Below are 24,385 nucleotides of genomic sequence, written 5' to 3' on the forward strand. Positions count from 1 at the left end.
GAATTACGAATTACGAATTACGAATTACGAATTACGAATTACGAATTACGAATTAGTAATTCTTCTGCTTTTTTTTGGCTCAGAGGTTTTGAGAATAGAAATCCTTGACCGAATTTGTAGCCAAGGTGTTGCAACCGTTCTAATTGTTGTTGAGTTTCTATGCCTTCCGCGATCGCATTCAATTCTAGATGGTCACTCAGTGCCATAATAGTTTCTACAATCTGATGATTTTTTTTACCTGATTGAATTTGATGCACAAAGGAACGATCAACCTTAAGATAATCCACAGGTAAACGGTGAAGATAGCTTAAGGATGAATATCCCGTGCCAAAATCGTCAATGCTAATTTGAATCCCACGCTCTTTCAACTGACCCAGAAGACTAATCGTAGAATCAATATCGTCAATTAACATACTTTCGGTAATTTCTAACGTTAAGCAACAAGCATTTAATTGGGTTTCAGTCAGAATGCGATCCATTTCTTGTAACAGGTCAGGCTGGCGTAAATCTTGGGCTGAGAGATTGACACTCATCTTGATGGCAGCAAGGTCAGGGAAAGTAGTTTGCCAGGCTGCTAGTTGCTCACAGGCTGTCCGAACTGCCCAATAGTCTAGGAGCGTGATTAATCCTATTTCCTCAGCTACAGTAATAAATTCTCCCGGAAATTTCAAGCCGTGGGTGGGGTGTCGCCAGCGAATCAAGGCTTCAAAGCCCACAAGATTTCCAGTGTCTAGAGCTACAATTGGTTGATAGTGAAGTATAAATTCCTCACACTTAATGGCTCGGCGCAGATCGTTTTCTAAATGCAGTCGATTCAACGCTTCAATGTGCATTTGAGTATCAAAAATCTCATACCTGGCTTTACCCTGGTTTTTTGCCCGATACATGGCAATATCAGCATCTCGCAATAAATGGGAGGCTTGAACGTAGTCTTGTGTACCCAATACGATACCAACGCTAACTGTCGTATATACTTCACGTCCTTCAATAAATAGGGGTGTTTGCAACTCTGCCAAAATTCGTTCTGTAATCCGCAGTACTTGCTGAATGTCCTTAATCTCTTCTATTAGAATCACAAACTCATCACCACCCAGGCGAGCTGCGAGATCAATTGTCCTGAGAATGCCTTGGAGTTTTTGAGCAATGGCAATGAGTAATTGATCTCCGGCTAAATGTCCCAGGCTATCGTTGATGACTTTGAATCGATCCAGGTCGAGAAATAAAACAGCAAAATGGTAATTTTCGAGACGGTTGGCTCGTTGAATAGCTAATTCCAACCGTTCTATGAACAGATGGCGATTGGGCAAACCCGTCAGCCTATCGTGGAGGGCATCATGTTTTAACTGATTTTGCACCTGGATGCGTTCAGTTACATCGCGGGAGGTGGTTTGCAGTTGCACAATTTGACCCGTATTATCCACTATGGGCTTAGTTAAGGTTTCAAACCAGATATAGTTCCCCTGCTTCTGAAGCGTCCGATAGGTGATAGGTGTAGGTTTTTCGCCGACCACTGTGGTGTGAATTTCCTGGTAAATGCGATCGCGATCATCGGGATGAATGAAGCTATAGATGTCTTGTTTGAGCATTTCGTCATGGCTATAGCCCAGGAGAAATTCACAAGACGGGCTGACGTACAGATATTGACCATTCAAATCGTGAAGGCAAACAAGATCGTTGGTATTTTCGGCTAACAATCGATAGCGGACTTCACTTTCTCGCAGCGCTGCTTCCGCTTGTTTGCGATCTGTCACATCCACAATCAATGTATCCCAAATAATGTCCCCATTGGCTTGCAGAGTGGGTCTACCAGCAGCTTCTAGCCATTTATCCTGCCCTGATGGTGTGATAATTCGCCATGCGTAAAACCAGGGTGACAATGTTTGTGCCGACTCCATCACCGAAGTTTGCACTCCAGGCAAGTCTTCCGGACGGATCATTTGCCAGAGGATGCTGGCATCCGCTACAACTTCCTGGGGTTGCACTTCCCAAAGACGGTAACAACCCGGACTCATGTACATAACACTATCAGAACCATCAGGGCAGAGCAAGTAACGAAAAATCGCGCCTGGTACATTGGCCGCCATATTTTGAAATCGGGCTTCGCTCTCTCTCAGAGCCGTTTCCACTCGGCGGCGTTCGTTTAGTTCCTGTTGTAACTGTTGGTAAAGATTGGCCTGCTGAATGGCAATCTCCAGTTGGTCGGCGACGGACTGGGCTAGTTCAACCTGGTCATCGTTCCAGGTGAACGGTTGCTGGGAGGCTGTAATTGTGAAACTACCCCAAAGAGTGTCGTCAATCACTAAGGGAATGAGTAACCAGGCTCCGGGTAAGACTTGGGCTGCTTCGCGGTTAATTTCATTCTCTAAGTTAGTTGTATCTTCCACCCGCACAACTTGTAACTGCTTAAGTTGAACCGCGAAGGGATTACCCACATCGGTAATCTCAAAGCCAATGGTGGTTTTAGTGTCTGGATTGTGACGAAATTCAGCGATATGTTTCCAAATACCCTGTGCTGGTAGATACTGCACTACAAAGCAGTCTAGGGTTTTCAAAAGTTGGGCGGTTTCGGCTGTAGCGGTGGCAAAAATTGTGTCTAAATCCAGGGAGTTGCGGATGGACTGGAAAACTCGATTCAGGGCTTTTTCACGTTGAATTCGCTCTTGCAATGCGGTGATATCTCGCCCGACGGATTGAATTTCAGTCAAATGCCCATTTTCATCAAAAATCCCTAAGTTAATCCACTGTGTCCAACCAATTTGGTTGTTGGCGCGGTAATCTTGATTGATGTTTTCAAAGATGGGGTTTGCTGGGCTGAGGGCGGCAATTTTGCGCTCGACCTCTTCTAAATCCTCTGGAGGTACAAAGCTACTCCATCGCCGTCCAATCACACTCTCTAAAGATTGATTTAGAGCCAGGCACAGAGCATCGTTAGCAAAGGTGATGGTTGTATCTGGCAGCGATCGCATAATCAAATCTGTTTGCACCTGAATCACCTGGCGGTAGCGGCTTTCACTTTTGAGTAAGGAATTTTGGATGATCTGCTGTTCTAATTCCTGGCGTTTGCGATCGCTAATATCTTGAAACGCCACAATCGCATACCTCACTTTTCCCTGATCATCAAAAATCGGAGTTGCCCAAAGCTCCAGAGGAATCACCCGATCGCTATAATGAATTTCTAAATCGTCCGCCCAAACCTTTTCCCCAGCCAAACACCGAACACTGGGTAATTCTTCCCAGGGATAGAGTCCATCATTGCCCTCACGCTTAATTTGGAAGACTTCTGAGAGTTGTTCTGGAATCAGTTCTAATGGGCTTTGATCACCTAGTAATGCCTGTCCGAGATCATTTATATAAACAAGTTTCCCTGTGGAGTCGTAGACCGCGATCGCTATGGGGGTAGCATCTAGAAATTGAATTAGACTGCTTTGGCTTTCTGATAAAGCCGTATTTGCTAGTAGTGACTCTACCAGACACTTCACATTTCCTGGCGTATTTTCCCAATCCTCGGCAGAAATTCGCTTGAGGGATAAGGTTTGCTGTTTTTCCATAAATGCAGCATTTGCAACCTAGTTAAACATGAGTTCGACAAGTGGAAAAAGACACATATTAATAGGAATTAAGCACCGGACAAATTTTTTATCGTGTGCATCAACGAAAATACGTCTTCTTAGGCTTTCATCAATCATTATTTGATTAATAGCTTAGATACAGCCCACCGCAAGTATTACCTAAAAAGTTGGGAAAATCAAGGTTTAATGCCTGAAATCCATACATCACTTAGTATTTGGGTTTTCCTGTCAATGAGTAAATTCTAGTATATTATAAATTATAAGTTATACAGTTATTTTGATATAAATACCCTACTATCAAAGCCCTTTGATACAAGCGAGGAGGGGTTAATAAGATAATTTATATGATTAGCCAATGCTATATTATGAATAATAAATTTATAAAAAATCAATAATTTGAGTATTGAGACAAGATGAATGGAATTGATTGAGTAAGCGATCGCACTGCACGCACTTTAGGCGATCGCATTCGTTCATCTCTATCAAAACTTAGCTAAATTAAACACAAAATTTGTTTGTGTATCCAGTAAATTACCGGATATTTTGCTTCCACAGTTTTGGAAATTTCCTTGCAGTGTCGCTACCTTTTTCTGGGTTTTCAAATTGTTCTGTAATTTTGACTCCCATAATTCCAGAGTTACAGTATTTCCTTGAACCGAAGCAATTGCTTTTCCCTGATTCAAGTTTCCAGATGCGCCAAGAAATTTCCAAGTTCCCTGTGGAGTGGCTTTTCCCGAAGGAATACTGATTTCTAAAGAAGTTGTAGCATCATCACCATTTGCAACTATAATACCTTTCCAGTTACCAACAATTGATGCTTTACTACATATCTGACGCTGGAATTGAAGCGGCTGGTTCATTTGGCGGGAGTTTGTCTGTGCAGAAGCGGCGGAAATGCTACCGGAAAGTGCTAAACCCGTGGAGACAGAAATTGTAGAAACTGTCATCATAGTAGCAAGAGCAATGGATTTTATAGAAAGTTTCATGGTATTTTACTTCTTTTAGTTAGTGTGGATAAAATAAGTTTTTTATCTCCCTTCACTAACTCAATAGGTCTACCTCTAATTATTTATGCAGTTATAAATAGGGCAAATTTTTTCTAATTTTATTTTCTCTCACCTCTGCGGTTCAAATCATCTACTATATTTTATGACTAACCCCCGTCAAATAGCTTTTAATGCCTTGCGAGACGTTCACAAAGGAGCTTATGCTGATGTTGCCTTAAATAGAACGTTGCAAAAAGTTACCTTACCGAATCATGATCGCCGTTTACTGACAGAATTAGTATATGGCAGTGTCAGAAGACAACGTACCCTCGACGCACTTATAGACCAACTCGCGACCAAGAAATCTCACCAACAACCCAAAGACCTCCGCAGCATCTTACATCTAGGTTTATACCAACTGCGTTATCAAGAGCGTATTCCCGCTTCGGCAGCTGTGAACACCACTGTCCAACTAGCTAAGGAAAATGGCTTTTCTGGTCTGACGGGTTTTGTCAATGGTCTATTGCGGCAATACATCCGGTTAGCGGAGAAATTACCAGAGCCTTTAAAGTTACCTGAGAATCCAGTGGAACGTTTGGGAATTTTACACAGTTTTCCCGATTGGATTATTCAGGTTTGGTTAGACCAATTGGATTTGGTGGAAACAGAACAACTGTGTGATTGGATGAACCAAACACCGACAATTGATTTACGAATTAATCCCCTGCGGACTTCTATTGAGGAAGTTGAGACGGCTTTAGAGTCGGCGGGAATTTTAACAAGGCGGGTTAACCATTGCCCCCAAGCTTTAAGATTAATTGGGAGTACCGGCGCAATTCAAAATCTACCCGGATTTAACGAGGGTTGGTGGTCTGTACAAGATGCTAGCGCTCAACTGGTGGGTTATTTACTCAATCCCCAAGCCGGTGAGGTGGTGATTGATGCTTGTGCTGCACCGGGGGGTAAAACTACCCATATTGCTGAATTAATGGGGGATGAGGGGGAAATTTGGGCTTGCGATCGCACTGCTTCCCGATTGCGTAAACTCAAAGAAAATGCTCAACGGCTGCATTTACAATCTATTCAAATTTGCACAGGTGATAGCCGCAATTTACCGCAATTTAATCATAAAGGCGATCGCCTCTTACTCGATGCCCCATGCTCTGGATTGGGAACCCTACACCGCCACGCCGATGCACGTTGGCGACAAACACCAGAATCTGTCCAGGAACTCTCCATTTTGCAAACAGAACTATTATCACATACATCTGATTTTGTCAAGCCTGGAGGTATACTTGTTTATGCCACCTGTACCCTACATCCAGCCGAAAATGAAGGTGTGATTTCGACATTTTTAATTAATCATCCCCAATGGCAAATTCAGCCCCCAGACGTAGATTCCTCGAATTATGCCTATTCCACACCCCAAGGCTGGCTTAAAGTCTGGCCTCATCGACAGAACATGGATGGCTTTTTTATGGTGCGCTTAAGAAAAGCCAACGATTCCGAATGAATACTGTTTGTGATTGTACTATTTTGTTGAAGCCCCGAATCTACCGGAAGAGGCAGCAATGGTTACTGATTCCCATGTGAAAAACTTAGTTAAAATTTTGATAGGTGCGGCTTGGATTGATGGTAAAATCCAGCCTGAAGAACGGCAATATTTGCGGGAGATAGCTCAAGCAAAGGGTTTGGCCACTGACCCAGAGATTAAGCCTTGGCTATACGAATTGGTTCCTGTGCGACCACAAGAATGTTATGCTTGGGTCGAAGAATATTTAGGCGATCGCCCTAGCCTCGAAGATTGCGAAAATCTGATTGAGGCTATTAGTGGATTAATTTACAGTGATGGCGAAGTAGCTGTAGAAGAAGCACGACTCCTGACCAAACTACAGAATTTAGCAAAGCTGAATGAATCTACTCAACCAGCTTATACAGGGTTGCTGAAGCAAATTCAAAAGCTTTATCGTCGCTGGGTTGATGTCCAAAACTAACACCAGAGTTATCAGTTATCAGTTATCAGTTATCACTCAAGAGACATAACTGGGTTTAAGTTACTCACTATATCGGCGTTAACTGATAATTGAAAACTCATAACCCAAAGCCGATTATTGGTAGGCGTTGATGGCGGTTATAAATCCCCCACCTTATGCCTTGATAACTGTTAACTGTTAACTTTTAACTGATTTAAGACTTCGGTTCACCCACTCCCGGAGTTTCTTCTTTTTCAACTTTAGGGACAAAATCAGGACGATCTTTGCTTTCCCAACCAGCAGGTCGTTTGGAGTTGTACCAAGCGATAGAACCAATGGTGACAGCAGCAATAAAGCCAACTACATATACCAAGGTAAAAGCTAAAGGAAAATGGGAACCTTTATCTACTGCTCCAGCAGCTGTTTGCATCAATAAATTCATGAGTATATTATCCTATTGTGATCAACATTACTTAAGAGACTATAGAAAGAGCGTATCACTTACATCCACCCCAAGTTTGAATAACTTGATGTCATCTGGGAGATATTGGCTTGAAAAAATAGACCTTCTTGGATGAACCAGACCGACATCAAAGTTATAAATCATCCATAAAATAGAATAAATAGTCAATTACAGTCAAGATGGCTCACTACCAAAAACTCCTAAAAATTTCTACTACAGGCAAAAATTTTCAGAATATCACTGCAAAAATTGCCGCCGCAGTTGCAGAGTCTGGAGTAGAAACTGGACTTTGTACCTTGTTTTTACGCCACACCTCCGCCAGTTTAGTCATACAAGAAAATGCTGACCCAGATGTACTGGTGGATCTAGCCAACTTTATGGCAAAATTAGTGCCAGAATCGGCCAAATATATCCACGATGCCGAAGGTGCAGACGATATGCCAGCACATATACGCACAGCACTTACGCATACCTCAGAACATATTCCCATAAATCGTGGTCATTTAGTCCTGGGAACTTGGCAAGGGATTTATATTTGGGAACATCGTCAGCGTAGTCATACCAGAGAATTAGTTATCCACATTTCTGATTAGGGACTGGGTGCTGGGGCGAAGTTTTTTGCTCATGACCAATGACTGATGACTATAAAAATCACCCTACCCTAACCCTCCGGTGTAAACTGGGAGAAATCCGGGTTTACCTCCAGGGTTGGGGTAGGGCTTGGGGTCAAAATAATATCCAGCCTCACAAATAATTGGGATCAGACTTCCTCTGATGCTGTTAATGTATCAATTTGTAAAATCAAATATTAAGTGGATTTGAATTTAATTAATAATTAAAAGTTGGGCGAGATAAACTTATATATTGATAACGTTCAGGCTATTGGAATATATTATGAAGCATGACCTGAAGCCAAATCAGCTTTTTCAAAGCCTTGACGAAATTTTAGCCCAACATTCCGTTAATCCATTAACACTCAACCCCCATAAAACTTTAATCACCAGTTTTGTAGAACTGGAAAATTTAATTACTGCCATCACCACAGACCAGGAAATTATTATCACCTTGCGGGATACTTTAGAAAAAATAATTTATGCCCAGGTGCAAAACTTCCCCGAAAATATTTTTTGGGACTTTGATTTTATGGTAAATAGTATGCTTAGACAAGCTTTATTAGCAGATGAAGGTGCGATTGCTTTTTTAGAAACCTTTGGTAATAAAATGGTCTTGCTGATAGAATTATTTGGCATCAAAAACGAAATTCGCTTCCGCTATGTTCACGATTTTATCTATGGGTTTGATTGGGCAAGATGGGTACAAAAAGAACCACAAACTCGCTCACATTCCGAGCCTTTTAGTTTGATTTTTTTAGATGATTTGCTGATGAAGGGTGAAAAACTGATCAAACATATTAATTATGGTCAAGAGATGTCTTATAACCTTGGTAATACAGGATACCGTAATCCCTTCGACTTTTCCCGTGAACCCGAAGATGAACGCCTGTTACTAGGTTCTCTAGCCACAGAAAAACTTATCCCTGTGGAAGTATGGAATTGGGATACTAGACCAGTGTGGAATCAACCTTTCCAAGAAATGCGCCAGCAGTTAGCATTAAAGTTAAATATTCAACCCCAAAAACACTGATGAAAGCATTTGTCGCCGGAGCAACAGGTGAAACAGGTCGCCGTATTGTCGAAGAACTCATAGCCCGAAATATTCCTGTGCGGGCTTTAGTAAGAGATGTAGAGAAAGCTAGGGCTATTTTACCTCCTGATGTTGAGTTAGTTGTGGGCGATGTCTTAGAAGCACAAAGCCTGAATGCTGCTTTAGGAGATAGTACAGTTTTACTGTGCGCCACTGGTGCAAAACCCAGCTTTGACCCAACTGGCCCCTATAAAGTTGATTTTGAAGGGACTAAAAATTTAGTTGATGCTGCTAAGGCTAAGGGAATTGAGCATTTTGTTTTTGTCTCGTCTTTGTGTGTTTCTCAGCTATTCCATCCATTAAACTTATTTTGGTTGATTTTGGTGTGGAAAAAACAAGCAGAGGAATACATTCAAAAAAGCGGTTTGACTTATACCATTGTCCGCCCTGGTGGTTTGAAAAATGAAGATAACTCTGATGCAATTGTGATGCAGAGTGCTGATACATTATTTGATGGTAGTATTCCTCGACAGAAAGTCGCCCAGGTTGCTGTTGAGTCTCTATTTGAGCCAGCTTCACATAATAAAATTGTTGAGGTTGTGGCTAAACCAGAGGCTACCTCAAAAAACTTGGGAGAATTATTTGCTAATGTTGCTTAATTAGTTCTGTTGGGTTTCGCAAAGCCTTAACCCAACCTACAATTTTTTGATTTTTAAGATTCATCAAGGAGGGCTAATTCAGGAAGTAAACACTTTTTTTGTGAACTTTGCCGAAATAAGTGCGTCAATTATTTTTGTTAGTGAAGAGTGAAGTTAAAGGAGTCTAACACTGAAAGACTTTAAACTCAAAGGCATTGAGCCTCTAATTGGCCCCATCGCCGCACTGCTTGGCTTGGTCTATTTGTTGCAGTGGTACATATATGGTACATTGCGATCGCCTACCGATCCCATATTTAGAGTCCAACAGCCGCCTTTAGTTATGCAAGGGGGCGATCCTCATATCCGCGCTTTGATGCGAACCATCTCCGCCAGTGAGGCCAATGGTCCTCGTCCTTATTCTCTTTTGTATGGTGGACAGCAGGTAAATAACCTCAGTCGTCATCCAGAGATATGCGTCAGGATTGTCACAGGCCCAAATAAAGACAATTGTTCCACTGCGGCTGGGAGATATCAAATTATCAATAATACTTGGTTTGAAATCGCCCCTCGCTATCATCCTAACCCTCCCAATCAAATGATGTTTTGGTCTGCTTATAGTTTTGAAGCAGAGTATCAAGATTTGGTGGTTTATCGTTGGTTGAATGATAACAAGGTTTGGGGAACTGATATTTCTCAACTCTTGCAAAAGGGAAAAATTAACGATGTTTTGCGGCGACTGTCTCCCACTTGGACGAGTTTAGGATATGGTATCGAAACTAATTCAATTAGTAGCTCTTTGCCGAATATTTATGAGAAAATGTTAAAAGAAGAATTAAAGACTGCTAATCAACCAGCATCTCCAATTCCCACCCCCCAGCGTTGAAGTTTTCACCTGTATAATCTCCCTAGCTTCAAAATCAGGGTGGATGATTTTTAGACGAAGAGAGTCATAAAAAAGCACTACAGAGAGGGTTTGGGGGTGAGGTTCTGTATTTTATATTGCTGATATGCGCGATTAATTGCTTGCATTGAGGCTTTGGCACTGGCAGAATTGTTCATATCAGGATGATACAATCTGGCTAATTGGTGAAAAGCAAACTTCACATTTTTAGAATGAGCATCTTCATGGACACCTAAAACTTCCCACCATTCCCCAGACAAGAAATCAGGTTGTTTTTCATCACTTTGCATTTGTCGCCAAATTTTAATTACACCATTTTTCCCTCCACTTAATAAAGTTTTACCATCTGGACTAAAAGCAACGGGACTAAACCCAGTCAAAGTTTGTATTATTTCATCAGTTTGTAAATTCCAAAGTTTGATTACACCGTCACTACTGCTACTTACGAGGGTTTTTCCGTCAGGATTAATAGCTAGAGAGATAACAGCCGTTGTGTGTCCAGTCAAAGTACAGCGTAATTCCCCAGTTTGGAAATTCCACAGCTTAATAGTGCTGTCTTCGCTTCCACTAATGAGAGTTTGACCGTCAGGACTAATAATAACTGTCTTCGCTGCTGAATCTTGAGTTAAAATACAGCGTTCTTTCCCTGTTTCCAAATCCCAAATTCTAATAGTTTTATCTTTACTGCTACTAACCAAAATCTGAGAATCTCGACTAATAGCTACAGCATAAACTGTATCCGTATGTCCATTCAAAGTATATTTGAGATTCCCTGTATAACCTCCCCAAATTCTAATAGTTTTATCTGTACTAGCACTAGCAATTATTCTGCCATCACCACTATAAGTAAGTGAGTTAACAAAGCCATTATGACTATAGGGAGAATTTAAATAAGAAAATACCCGATGATATTGTTTTGTATCTAATTGCCAACTGCTAATTTTCCGGTCTACACTACCACTAATAACTTGCTGACAATTAGGGCTGATAGCCACAGATAAAACTGCTTCTGCTTGTCCATAAAAAGTATATAAACATTCGCCATTGCTTAAATTCCACAAATAGACTGTTCTATCATTACTCCCACTAATAAAAGTTTTACCATCAGGAGAGATAGCTAAAGCATTCACTGCGGCTGAGTGACCTTTAAGAGTTTGTACACATCTCCAATTCTCCCGCGTTTGGGTTGTTTGCGGGACTATTTTGGGTTCAATTTTAGGAGGTTGAGATTGAGGAGTAACAACTTGCTTTTTTACCTTCGCTTTGAGTGCTTTTAACTCATCCTCAATTTCCCAAACTGCAAATTTTTGATTAAGATCATCACCAGATAAAAATAAATCTAACTCAATCAGTGCGGCGGAATAGTAGTCCATTTGTAAGACTTTTTCTTCCATCCGTCCAAAAACCTCAAAGGGAGTTTCCTTAACTTGAGATTCGTCTAATATTTTAGCAATACCATAAGCCGCGAGTCCTACCACTGCTCCAATTCCCGCCATTGGAACTGCACCAATACCAAATGCTAAACCGATTTTTGGTGCAACAAATCCCATCCCACCGACAACGCTAGCAACCCCAGCACCACCAACTGCACCAATTCCCATGACACCAAAAGCGGCTGTATCCCCCTCTGTGATGGCTTGAAAAGCACCATAAACAGCCGCACCAGCCACAGCGCCAGCCGCAACTACGGGAGCTAACCCAATTCCTACACCACCAAAACCGCCGACAATTCCGATTCCGCCAACTGTGGAGGAGATACCCGCACCAGCTATACTTCCGCCGGCGATAAATGCTGCACCTGTTTGGGAAGTTGGATTCATTGTGATTTAAGGAGTTGTAGAATAGGAGGTAATTTGAGTAACTTGGTTTTGAGAATTTAAGTTTAAATGAGTTACTTCTAAATAATCAGTATCATTTCCTCGTTCTAAAGGATTGCTATACAACTTTATTTGATCTTGGATTTTTTCTGTTTTTTCAAAAGGCTGTTGACTGTTGAGGGCAGCTTTAGCAATGTTCATGGCTTTATCTTGATTAATACTAGATGTAAACTGAATATCAGTGATAAAAGATTCTGTACCAGAGACTTTTAGATAAACTATGCCATCAGCAAATTGATAAGGTTTCAAGATAGAACAATAAGTATCTTGGTTAGTTGCTTCACAGATGTTGTTCCATTTTGGCAGGTTAGCAAAGACTTCTGGCTGAATTGATGATTGACTCAAGTTGGTGTCTGTGGAAAGTTTTTGACAACCATCTTCACAAGCTGGAGGATCTGAGATAGGCTTTGGTTGTTCAGCCGGAATTTCTGAAACAGGCTTCGCTTGTTCCGTGGGAGTATCTGAGTTAGGTGGTGATTTTTCCGTCTGTGGGTTTGTCTCACAACCAGTCAGAATTGAGACGAAAGCCAAGGTCATAAAAAGCCCAAATTTTGCCATCACTTGTTTGTTCATAATTTCATCCTGAAGTAAAATATCAAACTTGTACCCTATAGTTGCCAGTCTTAAATGAACTTTCGCTTCTCGTAAAGGTTCCCATAGGGTAAACTTGTAAAGCCTTTGGCATAGATTCGCGGTAAGCGTTGCGTGGTAATAGAACCAAGAGGAATCAAGGGGGCGAAAGAAGAGGATAAATACTTTTAGATTTATATTTTATTCATCAAGAGAACCCCTCGATTAGTTAACCGCAGAGTTATTGCTAAATCTTTGAGTATTTATATTGTCTCAGGTTTCTGACTTATCATTAAGGCAGCAAAGGAACACAGCTTAGGCTTGACCTTACTTTTCAGATATATAAATTTTTAGATTAATGATTTCTTTCAAACTTCTAAGGTAAGTTAGCAGCGCATAGATAAAAATTACAATTCCTGTCATTTCTAGCAATTCTTCAATCAATATGGCAATTGTTGTCATTATGTCAAGCCGACCAAAATATACTCTGAAAAGCCCACTTACCATTTCCATACCCAGTGCGCCGCTTACATATAAAGTTGCAGCAAGCAGGAATAATTTTTGAATTTTCTTAGGTAAATCTAAGAAAAATCTGAAATATTTAAATATAAAAAATATAACCGCAGGAATCCCAAATATAACCCAGGTGTGAAAAAATATTGGGAGCAAATTAAATGCTTCTCTTAGGGCTGGAATAATCAAAATTTCGTGGAAGCTGAAGGCTTCATCTAGGCTGAGAAAAAGAAATATTAAAGATAGATTTTTCCAATAAATAAAATACTTATCTGTCTTTTTAATTGTCGTAATTACTGCTAACAATCCCGAACAAGATAATAACATGAACGATGAATACCAAGCAGGGATATTTAACTCCTCATCAAGGCTAAAGATTTCATAAAACCATTTTGAGCTGGGAAATGGGAACTCCAAAACCCAGAAATAAGCACTAATAGCGCCAGTTAGGGTTAAAAATGAAATTATAATAATTAAACGTTGTATAATTTTTTTAGCAGAGATATGAAGTGATAAATCTACATCACGAGTAGATGGCTGTGACATATAAATATTTTAGTAACATTCTTAACATTATCACAAAACTCTAAACTTGAAAATTCCCTTAGATAAGGAATGTTGACTGTATAAGTTAGCATTTGTTCTATTCTTAAGATTTGTTTTATTATAAGCTAAGTAGTAACACGAATTTATAGCCTGTCAAGGTATTGTAATAAAAGCGATTCCTGGATAAAACAAAAAATTTATATGACTTCAGTTTCTCCTCACAAAAAAGCCAAAGCCCTCAAATCTACTAGTCGCCGCCCAGCGAAAGAACTCTGTAGCGAATGCGGGCTATGCGATACATACTATGTTCATTATGTCAAGGAAGCCTGCGCTTTTATTAATCAACAGATAGGGGGACTGGAAGAAGAAACCCACAGGCGATCGCGTGACCTAGATAATGAAAATGAACTCTACTTTGGTGTTCATCAAGACATGATCGCCGCCCGCAAACAGCAGCCCATCGAAGGCGCACAATGGACGGGTATTGTCAGTAGCATAGCCATTGAAATGCTGAATCGCGGCTTAGTTGAAGGTGTTGTCTGTGTGCAGAACACCAAAGAAGACCGCTTTCAACCCATGCCTGTAATCGCCCGTACTCCAGAAGAAATACTGGCAGCTAAAGTAAATAAACCAACATTATCGCCCAACCTTTCTGTTTTAGAACAAATAGAAAAATCGGGAATGAAACGGTTATTAGTAATTGGTGTTGGTTGCCAAATTCAAGCCCTGAGAGCCGTAGAAAAAGAACTAGGCTTAGAAAAATTGTATGTGTTGGGTACGCCTTGTGTAGATAACGTTACCCGCGCCGGACTGCAAAAATTCTTAGAAACCACCAGTCGCTCACCTGACACAGTGGTGCATTATGAATTTATGCAAGATTTCCGAGTTCACTTCAAACATGAGGATGGTTCTAGCGAAACCGTACCATTCTTTGGTTTGAAGACGAACAAACTCAAAGATGTTTTTGCACCGTCCTGTATGACTTGCTTTGATTATGTTAATTCCCTAGCTGATTTAGTTGTAGGTTATATGGGCGCACCCTTCGGCTGGCAGTGGATTGTAGTTAGAAATGATACAGGGAAAGAAATGTTGGACTTGGTGCAAGACCAATTAGACACTCAGCCGGTGATGTCTCAGGGGAACAGGAAAGAGGCTGTACAACAGAGTATTCCTGCTTACGATAAAGGCGTGACTCTGCCGATGTGGGCGGCGAAACTCATGGGTGTGGTGATTGAAAAGATTGGTCCGAAGGGTTTGGAGTATGCGCGGTTTTCTATTGATTCGCATTTTACGAGGAATTATTTGTATGTGAAGCGTAATTATCCGGAGAAGTTGGCGGCTCATGTGCCGGAGTTTGCTAAGAGGATTGTGGGGGGGTATAAGTTACCGGATTGATGGCTCACGCAAAGGCGCAAAGGCGCTAAGAAAGAAAGATGAATGAGAATGAGATTGCAAAGGTGATTGTGGATGCTGCTTACAAGATTCATGTGAGTTTGGGTCCTGGGTTGTTGGAATCTGCTTATGAGGGAGTTCTTGCTTATGAGTTAGAAAAGCGGGGGTTGAAAGTAACAAGGCAGCAGGCTATTCCTGTTGTTTATGAAGGTGTACATTTAGAGTTAGGTTTTCGTGCAGACCTCATTATTGAAGATAAGGTGATTATCGAACTCAAATCAGTAGAATCAGTTCATCCAGTACACAAAAAACAACTACTGACATATCTTACCCTTGCTGACAAACGTCTTGGTCTACTCATCAACTTCGGAGCCTTCCTGATTAAAGATGGAATTTCCCGCGTCGTGAATAAGTTATAAAAATTGCACGTCAAAGACGCAAAGAACCCCTTTGCACTCTTTCTTTGCGCCTTTGCGCCTTTGCGTGAAACCTTCTTATCCCATCCCCACAGCATCCATTGCCGCTTCTAATGCGATCGCAATATGAGTCCAATGAGTCCCCCCCTGACAATAAACCACATAAGGCTCTCTTAAAGGTCCATCCGCCGAAAACTCCAAAGTACTCCCTTCAATAAACGTCCCCCCAGCCATCACCACCTGACTCTCATACCCCGGTATCTCATCGGGAATAGGTTCCAGATAAGAACCCACTGGTGAATGTTGCTGTATCGCCTTACAGAAAGCAATTAACTTGGCAGCAGAACCTAATTTAATCGCCTGAATTACATCCCCACGAGGCGCAAGGGGTGCGGGATTTACGGGATAACCCAATTTATCGAATACATAACCAGTTAAATGAGTCCCCTTCATCGCCTCCCCTACCATCTGGGGAGCTAAAAATAAGCCTTGGAAGAGTAGACGATTTTGGTCAAAGGTCGCCCCACCATAACTACCAATCCCAGGCGCAGTTAAACGACAAGCGGCGGCTTCTACTAAGTCAGCCCGACCAGCAACATAACCGCCTGCGGTGACAATCGTTCCCCCAGGATTTTTAATTAATGACCCCGCCATTAAATCCACACCCACATCTGTAGGTTCTCTGGTTTCAATGAATTCGCCGTAACAGTTATCGACAAAACAGACGGTGTTGGGGTTTTGCTGTTTAACTAAATGAACGATTTTTTCTATATCCGCTATTGATAAACTCGGCCGCCAGGAATAACCACAAGAGCGTTGAATTAATACTAAACGTGTATGATCAGCCACGCTATGACTTAAAGTTTCCCAATCTATAGTTCCTTGGGCGGTTAGCTCCAATTGGCGGTAATTTATGCCAAACTCAATAAGGGAGCCTTGGCCTTTACCCCGTAAACCAATGACTTCTTCGAGCGTATCGTAGGGAGAACCGACCACTGCTAACATTTCATCTCCAGGACGGAGAACACCAAATAAGCCGCAAGCGATCGCATGAGTTCCAGAAACGAACTGCACCCGCACGGCCGCAGCTTCCGCGCCCATAACTTCGGCGAAAACTTTATCTAAAGTTTTGCGTCCTAGATCATCATGACCATAACCACTAACACCAGCAAAATGGTGTGCGCCTACACGGTGATTACGAAAGGCATTGAGGACACGTTTGAGATTATGCTTGACCTGAGCATCAATTCCAGAAAAAATCTCTATTAGTGCCTGTTCTGCTTGCCGCAGATGTTCTAAGCTGTTCATTAGTTCCTCTTTTAGAAAAAATTATAGATATGCGGATTTTCAAACCCCGCAGATTAGGTTAGACAATTTCACATCGGGTTATTGCATGACAATTGCTACTTCCTCAAAACTTCAAATTAACTGGGTAAATACCCTGTTTTTCCTAGCCCTGCACATCGGCGCTTTGTTCGCTTTTCTTCCCGGTAATTTTAGCTGGAATGCCGTTGGTGTGGCTTTATTGCTTTACTGGATCAGCGGTGGATTAGGGATTACCCTGGGATTTCACCGTCTGGTAACTCACCGCAGTTTTCAAACGCCCAAATGGCTGGAATATTTCTTGGTCTTTTGCGGGACTTTGGCCTGTCAAGGTGGACCAATTGAGTGGATCGGGACACATCGCATTCATCACGTACATTCTGATACTGACCCAGATCCCCACGATTCCAATAAAGGCTTCTGGTGGAGTCATATGGGTTGGTTAATTTATCACTCTCCCTCTCATGCTGATGTTCCTCGTTTTACCAAGGATCTTGCCGAAGACCCAGTTTATCAGTTTTTACAAAAATATTTCATTTTGGTTCAGGTAGCACTGGGTTTATTACTCATGTATCTGGGTGGCTGGTCTTTCGTGGTTTGGGGAATATTTGTTCGGATTGTGTGGGTTTACCATTGCACCTGGCTGGTGAACAGCGCTACCCACAAATTTGGTTATCGCACCTATGATTCAGGCGATCGCTCTACAAACTGCTGGTGGGTAGCCGTGCTAGTATTCGGCGAAGGCTGGCATAATAATCACCATGCTTTTCAATACTCAGCTCGTCACGGGCTGGAATGGTGGGAAATCGATTTAACTTGGATGACAGTTCAATTGCTGCAATTACTTGGTCTGGCGACTAATGTCAAGTTGGCAGAGAAAAAGCAGTAATTTCCAGGTTATTGGTTAATAGTGGATAAATTACAGAATTTATTCACTATTGGCTAAAAAGTAATTTCTACGAGCAACTAATAACCATTCACTATCTCGGAAAATTACTGACCCCAGCTATTTAATAGTGCGCTTGTGTAGCTGAGGTTGTTATAATCTGAGACGCTAATGTTAAGAAACTTTGCGCCTAGCCACTTTTTTGGTGACTAGGCGGTACAGCATACTGTTTTCCAGGTGTTCATGACTACATCAATAATCAACAGCCAGAAACTAGGTGAAGACCTTGGCGAACCCAACTTAAAGCTCAAAGATATTATCAAAACTTTGCCACGAGAATGTTTTGAAAAAAACAGTCGCAAAGCTTGGACACAAGCCATGCTCAGTGTCTTGATGGTCGGCTTGGGTTACTGTTTTCTGGCTATCAGTCCGTGGTTTCTCTTACCTGTAGCTTGGTTTTTTACAGGTACTGCTTTAACAGGTTTTTTTGTTATTGGCCATGATTGTGGTCACAGGTCTTTTGCCAAACGTCGTTGGGTAAATGATTTAGTGGGACACATCTTCATGGCTCCCTTAATTTATCCCTTCCACAGTTGGCGGATTAAGCATAATTATCACCACGCTCATACCAATAAGTTGGATGAGGATAATGCTTGGCATCCCATCAGAACCCACGTGTTTGCCAATTGGACACCTTTTAGGCAGTCAGCTTTTGAAGGCTTCATGCGTAAGCGTCTGTGGTGGGTAGGTTCCATTGGACACTGGGCATTAGTACACTTTGATGCCCGGAACTTCAAAACCAAAGACCAATCGAGTGTAAAGCTTTCTGTGGCTGTAGTCGTGATCTTTGCTGCGATCGCCTTCCCTATCCTAATTGCTACAACAGGTATTTGGGGATTTGTCAAGTTTTGGTTATTACCCTGGATGGTTTACCATTTTTGGATGAGTACCTTCACCATCGTTCACCACACTGCCGCAGATGTTCCTTTTAACACAGCCAGTAAGTGGAATGAGGCTTTAGCACAGCTATCAGGTACTATTCATTGTGATTATCCCCGTTGGGTAGAAATTCTCTGCCACGATATCAATGTTCACGTTCCTCACCACCTTTCTACTGCTATTCCTTCCTATAATTTGCGGTTAGCTTACAGCAGCATCAAGGAAAATTGGCAGCCTTATCTACATGATGAATGTGAGTTCTCTTGGTCTTTAATGAAGCAAATTACAGACCAATGTCAACTGTACAAAACTGATATTGGCTATGAGACTTTTGACGAATATTACGCAGGAAAATAAATAGCAACCAACTTGTATTATTGTTGTTGCAATAGTTTTTAGTATCCTGTAAATTGAATAGATTCTGGTAATTCTTGATCTACTTAAATTCTTAGGTGAATTACCAGAGATTATCTGCTTGAGTATTAGCCAAAGCTGATACTAGAGATATGTCAATAAAACCCGATTTATATTTCACCAAAGAATCAAGTGCAATCAAATACCATCGCTTTTAATAATCCTGATGACTGTGAACCGTCTGAAGAAATAAGTAAACTTCCCTTTACTCTTCAGGATTTGAAAGCAGCAATACCTGCTGAATGCTTTCAGCCAAATGTGACAAAATCCCTATTTTATTTCTTTCGTGACATCTTGATTATTGGACTGCTTTATGCAGTGGCTAATTACCTAGATTCTTGGTATTTTTGGCCGGTTTTCTGGGTCATGCAAGGAACAATGTTTTGGGCTTTGTTTGTAGTTGGACATGACTGTGGACACCAATCTTTTTCCAAGCATAAATGGCTGAATGATTTGATTGGACATTTATCTCACACACCGATATTGGTTCCTTATCACGGTTGGAGAATTAGCCACAGAACTCACCACAAAAATACTGGCAATATCGATAATGATGAAAGCTGGTATCCTGTCTCAGAATCGCAATATAAGGAAATGGAATTAGTCCAAAAGTTAGGACGATATTATGTCTTTCTTTTGGCTTATCCGGTGTATTTATTCAAGCGTTCTCCAGGGAAAGAAGGTTCTCACTTTTCACCCAGTAGCCCACTTTTTAAGCCTTCCGAAAAATGGGATATTATCACTAGCACTACACTTTGGATTGGTATGGTGGCTTTACTAGGCTTATTTACCTTTCAGTGGGGTTGGATGTGGTTACTAAAATACTACGCGATGCCTTACATTGTGTTTGTAATTTGGTTAGATTTGGTGACATTTTTGCATCATACAGAGCCGGATATTCCTTGGTATCGTGGAGAAGATTGGACTTTCTTGAAAGGTGCTATTTCTAGTATTGATCGGGACTACGGTTTTATCAATCATATCCATCATGATATCGGTACTCATGTTGCTCATCATATCTTCCTGAATATGCCTCACTACAATTTGCTGAAGGCGACTGAGGCGATTAAACCGATTATGGGTGAATATTTCCACAAGTCTGAGGAACCTATTTGGAAGTCTGTATGGCGTTCTGCTCTTAGCTGTCATTTTGTCCCAGATACAGGTAGTAAGGTTTACTACACATCTAATCATAAAAGCTAGGCGAGGATGATTCTTCGCTATATACACAAAGTCCGCCGGCGCGGACTTTTTTTATCTGGCTACGCCTCGCTTACGCTAACACGCAAAGGCGCACCAGGCGCAAAGAAGAGAGGTGAGGAGAATTAAGACAAGTTTATTAATTGAATATTAAGGTTTTGATTAATGTCTATTATTCTGTAAAAATTGATTCTGGTAGTTTTTATCTACTGTGGTTTTTATTACTAGAATCTGTCTGGTTCGTCAAAGCTGACACGAGAGATATGCGACAAAAGTCTGATTTTATCCCACAAATGTATCCAGTGCAATCAAATAGATGACACAAACACAACCAAAACTAACTTTTACCAAAAACTACGGTTTTAGAAAGGAACTAAATAAGCGAGTTGATGCTTATTTTGAGTCGCAGAATATCTCTACCAGAGATAATGCGGCGATGTACATGAAGACAACAGTTATTTTGTCATGGGTCGTCGCTACTTGGACTTTTACGCTCTTTGGTCCGCCTGAAATATGGCTCAAAGTAATTGGCTGTATTGCTTTAGGATTCGGTATTGCTGGTATTGGTTTTAGTGTGGGACATGATGCAAATCATGGTGGTTATTCTCGCCACAAAATGGTCAATAATATCTTTGGTTACACCTTTGATATCATTGGTTTATCTAGTTTTTTGTGGAAATTTAGACATAATTTCCTGCACCACAAATACACCAATATATTAGGGCATGATGTAGAAATACATGGTGATGGTTTAGTGCGGATGACTCCTTATATGGAGCATAAATGGTATCATACATTTCAACATTTATTCATTTGGTTCATATATCCAATCATCCCCCTGTATTGGTCTTTTGCTGATGTTTATTTAGTTATGTTTAAGCGTAAATATCATACTTACGATATTCCTACACTTAAACCACTAGATTTGCTGGTTTTCTTAAGTGGAAAATTGATTTGGCTGGGACTGTTCTTAGGAATACCAATTGCTGTCGGATATTCGCCTATTCAAGCGGTTGTAGGATTCGTGATTACTTACATGACCTATGGCTTAATGATTTGTGTAATTTTCATGCTGGCTCATGTTTTGGAAGCAGCAGAGTTTATTGAACCCAATTCAGATTTACAGCAAATTAATGATGAATGGGCAATATTTCAAATCAAAACAACTGTAGATTTTGCTCCCAAAAATCAGTTTTTAAATTGGTATCTGGGTGGTCTTAATTATCAAGTTGTGCATCATTTATTCCCAAATATTTGTCACATTCATTATCCCCAAATAGCTAAAATATTAGCTGATGTCTGCGAAGATTTTGAAGTCAAATACAATGTTTGTGAAACTTTTCCTGAAGCCTTAGCTTCTAATTATCGTTGGCTAAAACTCATGGGAAGCGCACCCAATCCAGAGTCAGAGATTTGCAAATAAAAACATAATTTGTAGTGGCGTGGTCAGCTTAAAATGTTGCAAAAAATTGTAGGTTGGGTTGACGTAAGGAAACCCAACATCATTGTTCGCGTTGGGTTGCGCTGCGCTTAACCCAACCTACATCTAATGCACTATTTTAAGCGTGTCAGTCCAGTAGGGTGGGTTACAGACTACCGTCCTTAGAGGGTGTTTGAAAAGTGTCCGGCTGTGATTTTAGGCACTTAATGATCCCCCCTAGCCCTGCTTGAAAAGGGGGGAATTAGAATCAAAGTCCCCCTTTTTAAGGGGGATTTAGGGGGATCTAAAATGTTTTGCTACCGACAATAAGACTTTTAAAACATCCTCTAACCCACCCTACTGGCTTGGTTTCTACTCAGCACTCAGCACTTTGCTATAACTTCTAGAACCGTCCATTCCCTTGGACAATGTGCTTCGCAGTGGTTAAGGTTTCTAAACTAATAAATCCTCGGCGGTGTCCTTTTTGATTAGACATACCGAGAAATACTGAATCTCCCCTGGAAGGGTTGCGAGAAAACCGGGGGGAAGTGTTGATGTAGGTAGAGGCGCTATTTACTCCTAAAGCAAACTGGCGACTTTCTTGATAGGATTCTGTAACTATACAGTCAGCATGACCGCTACTGTATTGATTAATCCACGAGATCGCATCTTCTAAACTATCTACCAGTTTAAAGGCTACTGTCTTGGTTAAATAAGAATTTCCCCATTCTTCTGACTTCACTAGCTGCAAATGCGGAAAAGCTTCTACTAGTTCTTCATCTGCTTTGATTTCAAAACCTTTTTCTGTCAAGCTGTTCCACAGAACGGCTAAAGATGATGGTAAGGCTTGACGGTGAATTAATACTTTTTCAATGGCGTTTACTTGGTCTGGTTCGCTCTCATGGCTATCCATAATCATCCAGCGAATCATGTCTAAACTGCTATTGAGTGACCAGTAAAGATAGCAGTTACCCATTGCTGATTTTAACACTGGGCAAGTTGATTGTCTCATTACCTGCTGGACTAAGCTAGAACGTCCATAAGGCAGTACTAAATTCACATATTTGTCTTGGGTGACTAAATCCCGGATGGAAGCACCGTGTTCGGCTTTAATTAGTTCTAAACAGCCTGGCGGTAAACCAACTTCTTCCAGGGCGTTTTGCAGCACATTGGCGATCGCCTCATTGGAATGACTCGCTTCTGTACTACCCTTAAGTATAATACTATTGCCAGTCTTAATACATAAACCAGCTGCGATCGCACCTAAATCTGGAAAAGCCTCATACACAAATGCAATTACTCCCAAAGGCATTAACTGGGTGTAACTCTGAGAATCTTCTAATTGATAGTCAGCGTTCCTGACTCGCCTTAAAGGGTCAGAGATTTCCCCCAACCTCTGAAGCACTTCTACTGCTGCTTCTAGCCTCGTGGGGGTTAGCTTCAGCCAATCCAAAATTAACTCTGGCACAGCCATTTCTTTGCTGGCTTCTAAATCCAAAGTATTGGCTTCTAAAATGTCATCAAAGGAATTTTCCAGCGCTTGCGCCATTGCCAACACAGCCCTACTGCGGTCTACTCCCTTGGTAAACCCCAAATTAAGGGAGGCTTGATAAGCGCGTTTAGCACTATTAATTGGTTCGGGGAAATCATCCAAAACTTCAACGGTCATTGAATTAACGTCTGTAAGTAAGCCAGACCATCAGTGCTGGCAGAATAGCCAACAGCACCGCCACTATTGCCCAGGCAATAATGCTAGAACCATTTGCCAATCGCAGTGCTAACGGCAACCATATAATCACTAGCACGAATATAATGCCTAGCGCTATAGGTAGATAACTTTCTCCTAACCGAGTCGGCACAATTCGCCAACTTTTTCCCATCCAATGCCAAGCTCGTTTGTAGGGATAGGTAGTTGAAAGCTGTTCTAGGACATGACCATTATCTTCTATTACAAAGATTTGTTGACAGCGATCGCAACCAAATGCTTCTGTGAGTGTAATCGGAATTAATTGTCCTTTGCGACGGCAGGGACAGGGATATTCCGTACTAAAAGTAATTTTTTCGGGTTTTTGAGATGGCACAAGCGTTCTAAGAACTTGAGCGTGTTTTTCATGTTTTACGAGAATACCGTTCCACAATATCTTGGGGTTTGGTTTCCCACGACGAATAGCAAAATTATGCTAAATCGTGCTTTCCCTGATCATACAGCCAGACTTAATCCAGTCTAGTACACCCACATAACGCAGGTTAGCTACACCCCAAAAAATTGTAGTCAGTTTAAACACTCCCAAGAGAGATGTTAATCTAGACATAAAATTTTTAAAAGCGGGTAACGCGATTCGAACGCGCGACATTCACCTTGGCAAGGTGACGCTCTACCACTGAGCTATACCCGCAGTTCCCATGTAAATTCTATAGTCTCAGATATCTTTTGATTTGTCAACCCCTAAATTTAAATTTCTGACTCTTTTTTGATTTCTCCCCTCTACTTGGTAAGCTACCGTGTACACACAAATGATTAAATGATTTCTAATCCTTGTTTGTAGGGTGTGTTGTCGTGTAGCGCAACGCACCATCTTCAATTTTCGGTGCGTTAGGACTAGCGTCCATAACGCACCCTACTGGATTGACAAGCCAATGTGGGCAAGATTTTTCGACTTGTGTGTACACCGTAGACTTGGTAATAACAGGGGTTAGGGGTGAGGTTGGTGCATT

General features: G+C 41.3%; 21 protein-coding genes and 1 tRNA gene. 12 read left to right on the forward strand and 10 right to left on the reverse strand.

Annotated features, from left to right (window positions below):
- Positions 1-38 precede the first annotated feature (38 nt).
- Together ACM0OW_RS12030 and ACM0OW_RS12035 are read right to left on the reverse strand one after the other, a co-directional pair.
- Positions 39-3,548, reverse strand: a complete 3,510-nt coding sequence (locus ACM0OW_RS12030) for an EAL domain-containing protein (RefSeq protein ID WP_414550336.1) — start codon at positions 3,546-3,548, stop codon at positions 39-41.
- Between the two features lie 503 nt (positions 3,549-4,051).
- Positions 4,052-4,555: a hypothetical protein gene (locus tag ACM0OW_RS12035; RefSeq protein WP_414550338.1), complete on the reverse strand. Its 504-nt coding sequence runs from the start codon at positions 4,553-4,555 to the stop codon at positions 4,052-4,054.
- A 163-nt stretch (positions 4,556-4,718) separates the two neighbouring features.
- On the opposite strand from ACM0OW_RS12035, the gene ACM0OW_RS12040 reads away from it, so the two are divergent.
- Both ACM0OW_RS12040 and ACM0OW_RS12045 read left to right on the forward strand, forming a co-directional pair.
- On the forward strand, positions 4,719-6,068 hold the full coding sequence (locus ACM0OW_RS12040) for a 16S rRNA (cytosine(967)-C(5))-methyltransferase (RefSeq protein ID WP_414550339.1): 1,350 nt from the start codon (positions 4,719-4,721) through the stop codon (positions 6,066-6,068).
- A gap of 58 nt (positions 6,069-6,126) precedes the next feature.
- Complete coding sequence (locus ACM0OW_RS12045) at positions 6,127-6,549, forward strand: TerB family tellurite resistance protein (RefSeq protein WP_239727021.1); 423 nt, start codon at positions 6,127-6,129, stop codon at positions 6,547-6,549.
- Between the two features lie 193 nt (positions 6,550-6,742).
- On the opposite strand, the gene psb35 is transcribed toward ACM0OW_RS12045, so the two are convergent.
- Entirely contained in the window at positions 6,743-6,970 is a 228-nt protein-coding gene (gene psb35 / locus ACM0OW_RS12050; RefSeq protein ID WP_414550340.1) for a photosystem II assembly protein Psb35, read from the reverse strand.
- A 200-nt stretch (positions 6,971-7,170) separates the two neighbouring features.
- On the opposite strand from psb35, the gene ACM0OW_RS12055 reads away from it, so the two are divergent.
- The 4 genes from ACM0OW_RS12055 to ACM0OW_RS12070 all read left to right on the forward strand — a co-directional run bounded on the left by ACM0OW_RS12055 (position 7,171) and on the right by ACM0OW_RS12070 (position 10,156).
- Entirely contained in the window at positions 7,171-7,584 is a 414-nt protein-coding gene (locus tag ACM0OW_RS12055) for a secondary thiamine-phosphate synthase enzyme YjbQ (RefSeq protein WP_414550341.1), read from the forward strand.
- A 301-nt stretch (positions 7,585-7,885) separates the two neighbouring features.
- Positions 7,886-8,635, forward strand: a complete 750-nt coding sequence (locus ACM0OW_RS12060) for a hypothetical protein (RefSeq protein ID WP_414550342.1) — start codon at positions 7,886-7,888, stop codon at positions 8,633-8,635.
- Positions 8,635-9,294, forward strand: coding sequence for an NAD(P)H-binding protein (locus ACM0OW_RS12065; RefSeq protein WP_414550343.1), 660 nt, complete (start codon positions 8,635-8,637; stop codon positions 9,292-9,294). The genes ACM0OW_RS12060 and ACM0OW_RS12065 overlap by 1 nt, the downstream gene beginning before the upstream one ends.
- Before the next feature lie 205 nt (positions 9,295-9,499).
- Positions 9,500-10,156 (forward strand): glycoside hydrolase, encoded by a 657-nt coding sequence (locus ACM0OW_RS12070; RefSeq protein ID WP_414550492.1) that lies wholly within the window; start codon positions 9,500-9,502, stop codon positions 10,154-10,156.
- Positions 10,157-10,233: 77 nt separating this feature from the next.
- Here ACM0OW_RS12070 and ACM0OW_RS12075 read toward each other — a convergent pair whose 3' ends face one another.
- From ACM0OW_RS12075 to ACM0OW_RS12085, 3 genes are all read right to left on the reverse strand, one after another.
- Positions 10,234-11,994, reverse strand: coding sequence for a DnaJ domain-containing protein (locus tag ACM0OW_RS12075; protein ID WP_414550344.1), 1,761 nt, complete (start codon positions 11,992-11,994; stop codon positions 10,234-10,236).
- A gap of 6 nt (positions 11,995-12,000) precedes the next feature.
- The gene (locus ACM0OW_RS12080) at positions 12,001-12,624 is read right to left on the reverse strand and encodes a hypothetical protein (RefSeq protein ID WP_414550345.1); all 624 of its coding nucleotides are present in this window, start codon (positions 12,622-12,624) and stop codon (positions 12,001-12,003) included.
- A gap of 324 nt (positions 12,625-12,948) precedes the next feature.
- Complete coding sequence (locus ACM0OW_RS12085) at positions 12,949-13,680, reverse strand: hypothetical protein (protein ID WP_414550346.1); 732 nt, start codon at positions 13,678-13,680, stop codon at positions 12,949-12,951.
- A gap of 201 nt (positions 13,681-13,881) precedes the next feature.
- Here ACM0OW_RS12085 and ACM0OW_RS12090 point away from each other — a divergent pair, with 201 nt between their 5' ends.
- On the forward strand, positions 13,882-15,075 hold the full coding sequence (locus ACM0OW_RS12090) for a Coenzyme F420 hydrogenase/dehydrogenase, beta subunit C-terminal domain (RefSeq protein ID WP_414550347.1): 1,194 nt from the start codon (positions 13,882-13,884) through the stop codon (positions 15,073-15,075).
- Between the two features lie 38 nt (positions 15,076-15,113).
- Complete coding sequence (locus ACM0OW_RS12095) at positions 15,114-15,491, forward strand: GxxExxY protein (RefSeq protein ID WP_414550348.1); 378 nt, start codon at positions 15,114-15,116, stop codon at positions 15,489-15,491.
- Positions 15,492-15,566: 75 nt separating this feature from the next.
- Here the strand turns inward: ACM0OW_RS12095 and ACM0OW_RS12100 are convergent, their stop codons facing one another.
- Entirely contained in the window at positions 15,567-16,796 is a 1,230-nt protein-coding gene (locus tag ACM0OW_RS12100) for an aminotransferase class I/II-fold pyridoxal phosphate-dependent enzyme (protein WP_414550349.1), read from the reverse strand.
- An 85-nt stretch (positions 16,797-16,881) separates the two neighbouring features.
- Between ACM0OW_RS12100 and ACM0OW_RS12105 the strand changes: the two genes are divergently transcribed.
- The 4 genes from ACM0OW_RS12105 (at position 16,882) to ACM0OW_RS12120 (ending at position 21,673) form a co-directional block, all read left to right on the forward strand.
- Positions 16,882-17,700 carry an acyl-CoA desaturase gene (locus ACM0OW_RS12105; RefSeq protein ID WP_414550350.1) on the forward strand — a complete coding sequence of 273 codons (819 nt, stop codon included), beginning with the start codon at positions 16,882-16,884 and terminating at the stop codon, positions 17,698-17,700.
- A 240-nt stretch (positions 17,701-17,940) separates the two neighbouring features.
- Positions 17,941-18,993: a fatty acid desaturase gene (locus tag ACM0OW_RS12110; protein WP_414550351.1), complete on the forward strand. Its 1,053-nt coding sequence runs from the start codon at positions 17,941-17,943 to the stop codon at positions 18,991-18,993.
- Positions 18,994-19,182: 189 nt separating this feature from the next.
- Complete coding sequence (locus ACM0OW_RS12115; RefSeq protein ID WP_414550352.1) at positions 19,183-20,253, forward strand: fatty acid desaturase; 1,071 nt, start codon at positions 19,183-19,185, stop codon at positions 20,251-20,253.
- A gap of 313 nt (positions 20,254-20,566) precedes the next feature.
- On the forward strand, positions 20,567-21,673 hold the full coding sequence (locus ACM0OW_RS12120) for a fatty acid desaturase family protein (RefSeq protein ID WP_414550353.1): 1,107 nt from the start codon (positions 20,567-20,569) through the stop codon (positions 21,671-21,673).
- A gap of 400 nt (positions 21,674-22,073) precedes the next feature.
- Here the strand turns inward: ACM0OW_RS12120 and ACM0OW_RS12125 are convergent, their stop codons facing one another.
- The 3 genes from ACM0OW_RS12125 to ACM0OW_RS12135 all read right to left on the reverse strand — a co-directional run bounded on the left by ACM0OW_RS12125 (position 22,074) and on the right by ACM0OW_RS12135 (position 24,066).
- Positions 22,074-23,339: a glutamate-5-semialdehyde dehydrogenase gene (locus tag ACM0OW_RS12125; protein WP_414550354.1), complete on the reverse strand. Its 1,266-nt coding sequence runs from the start codon at positions 23,337-23,339 to the stop codon at positions 22,074-22,076.
- 4 nt (positions 23,340-23,343) lie between these two features.
- Positions 23,344-23,751, reverse strand: coding sequence for a hypothetical protein (locus tag ACM0OW_RS12130; RefSeq protein WP_414550355.1), 408 nt, complete (start codon positions 23,749-23,751; stop codon positions 23,344-23,346).
- 243 nt (positions 23,752-23,994) lie between these two features.
- Positions 23,995-24,066, reverse strand: a tRNA-Gly gene (locus ACM0OW_RS12135).
- Between the last annotated feature and the right edge of the window lie 319 nt (positions 24,067-24,385).

This window comes from Anabaena sp. CCY 0017, assembly GCF_963920885.1.
Classification (GTDB): domain Bacteria; phylum Cyanobacteriota; class Cyanobacteriia; order Cyanobacteriales; family Nostocaceae; genus Nodularia.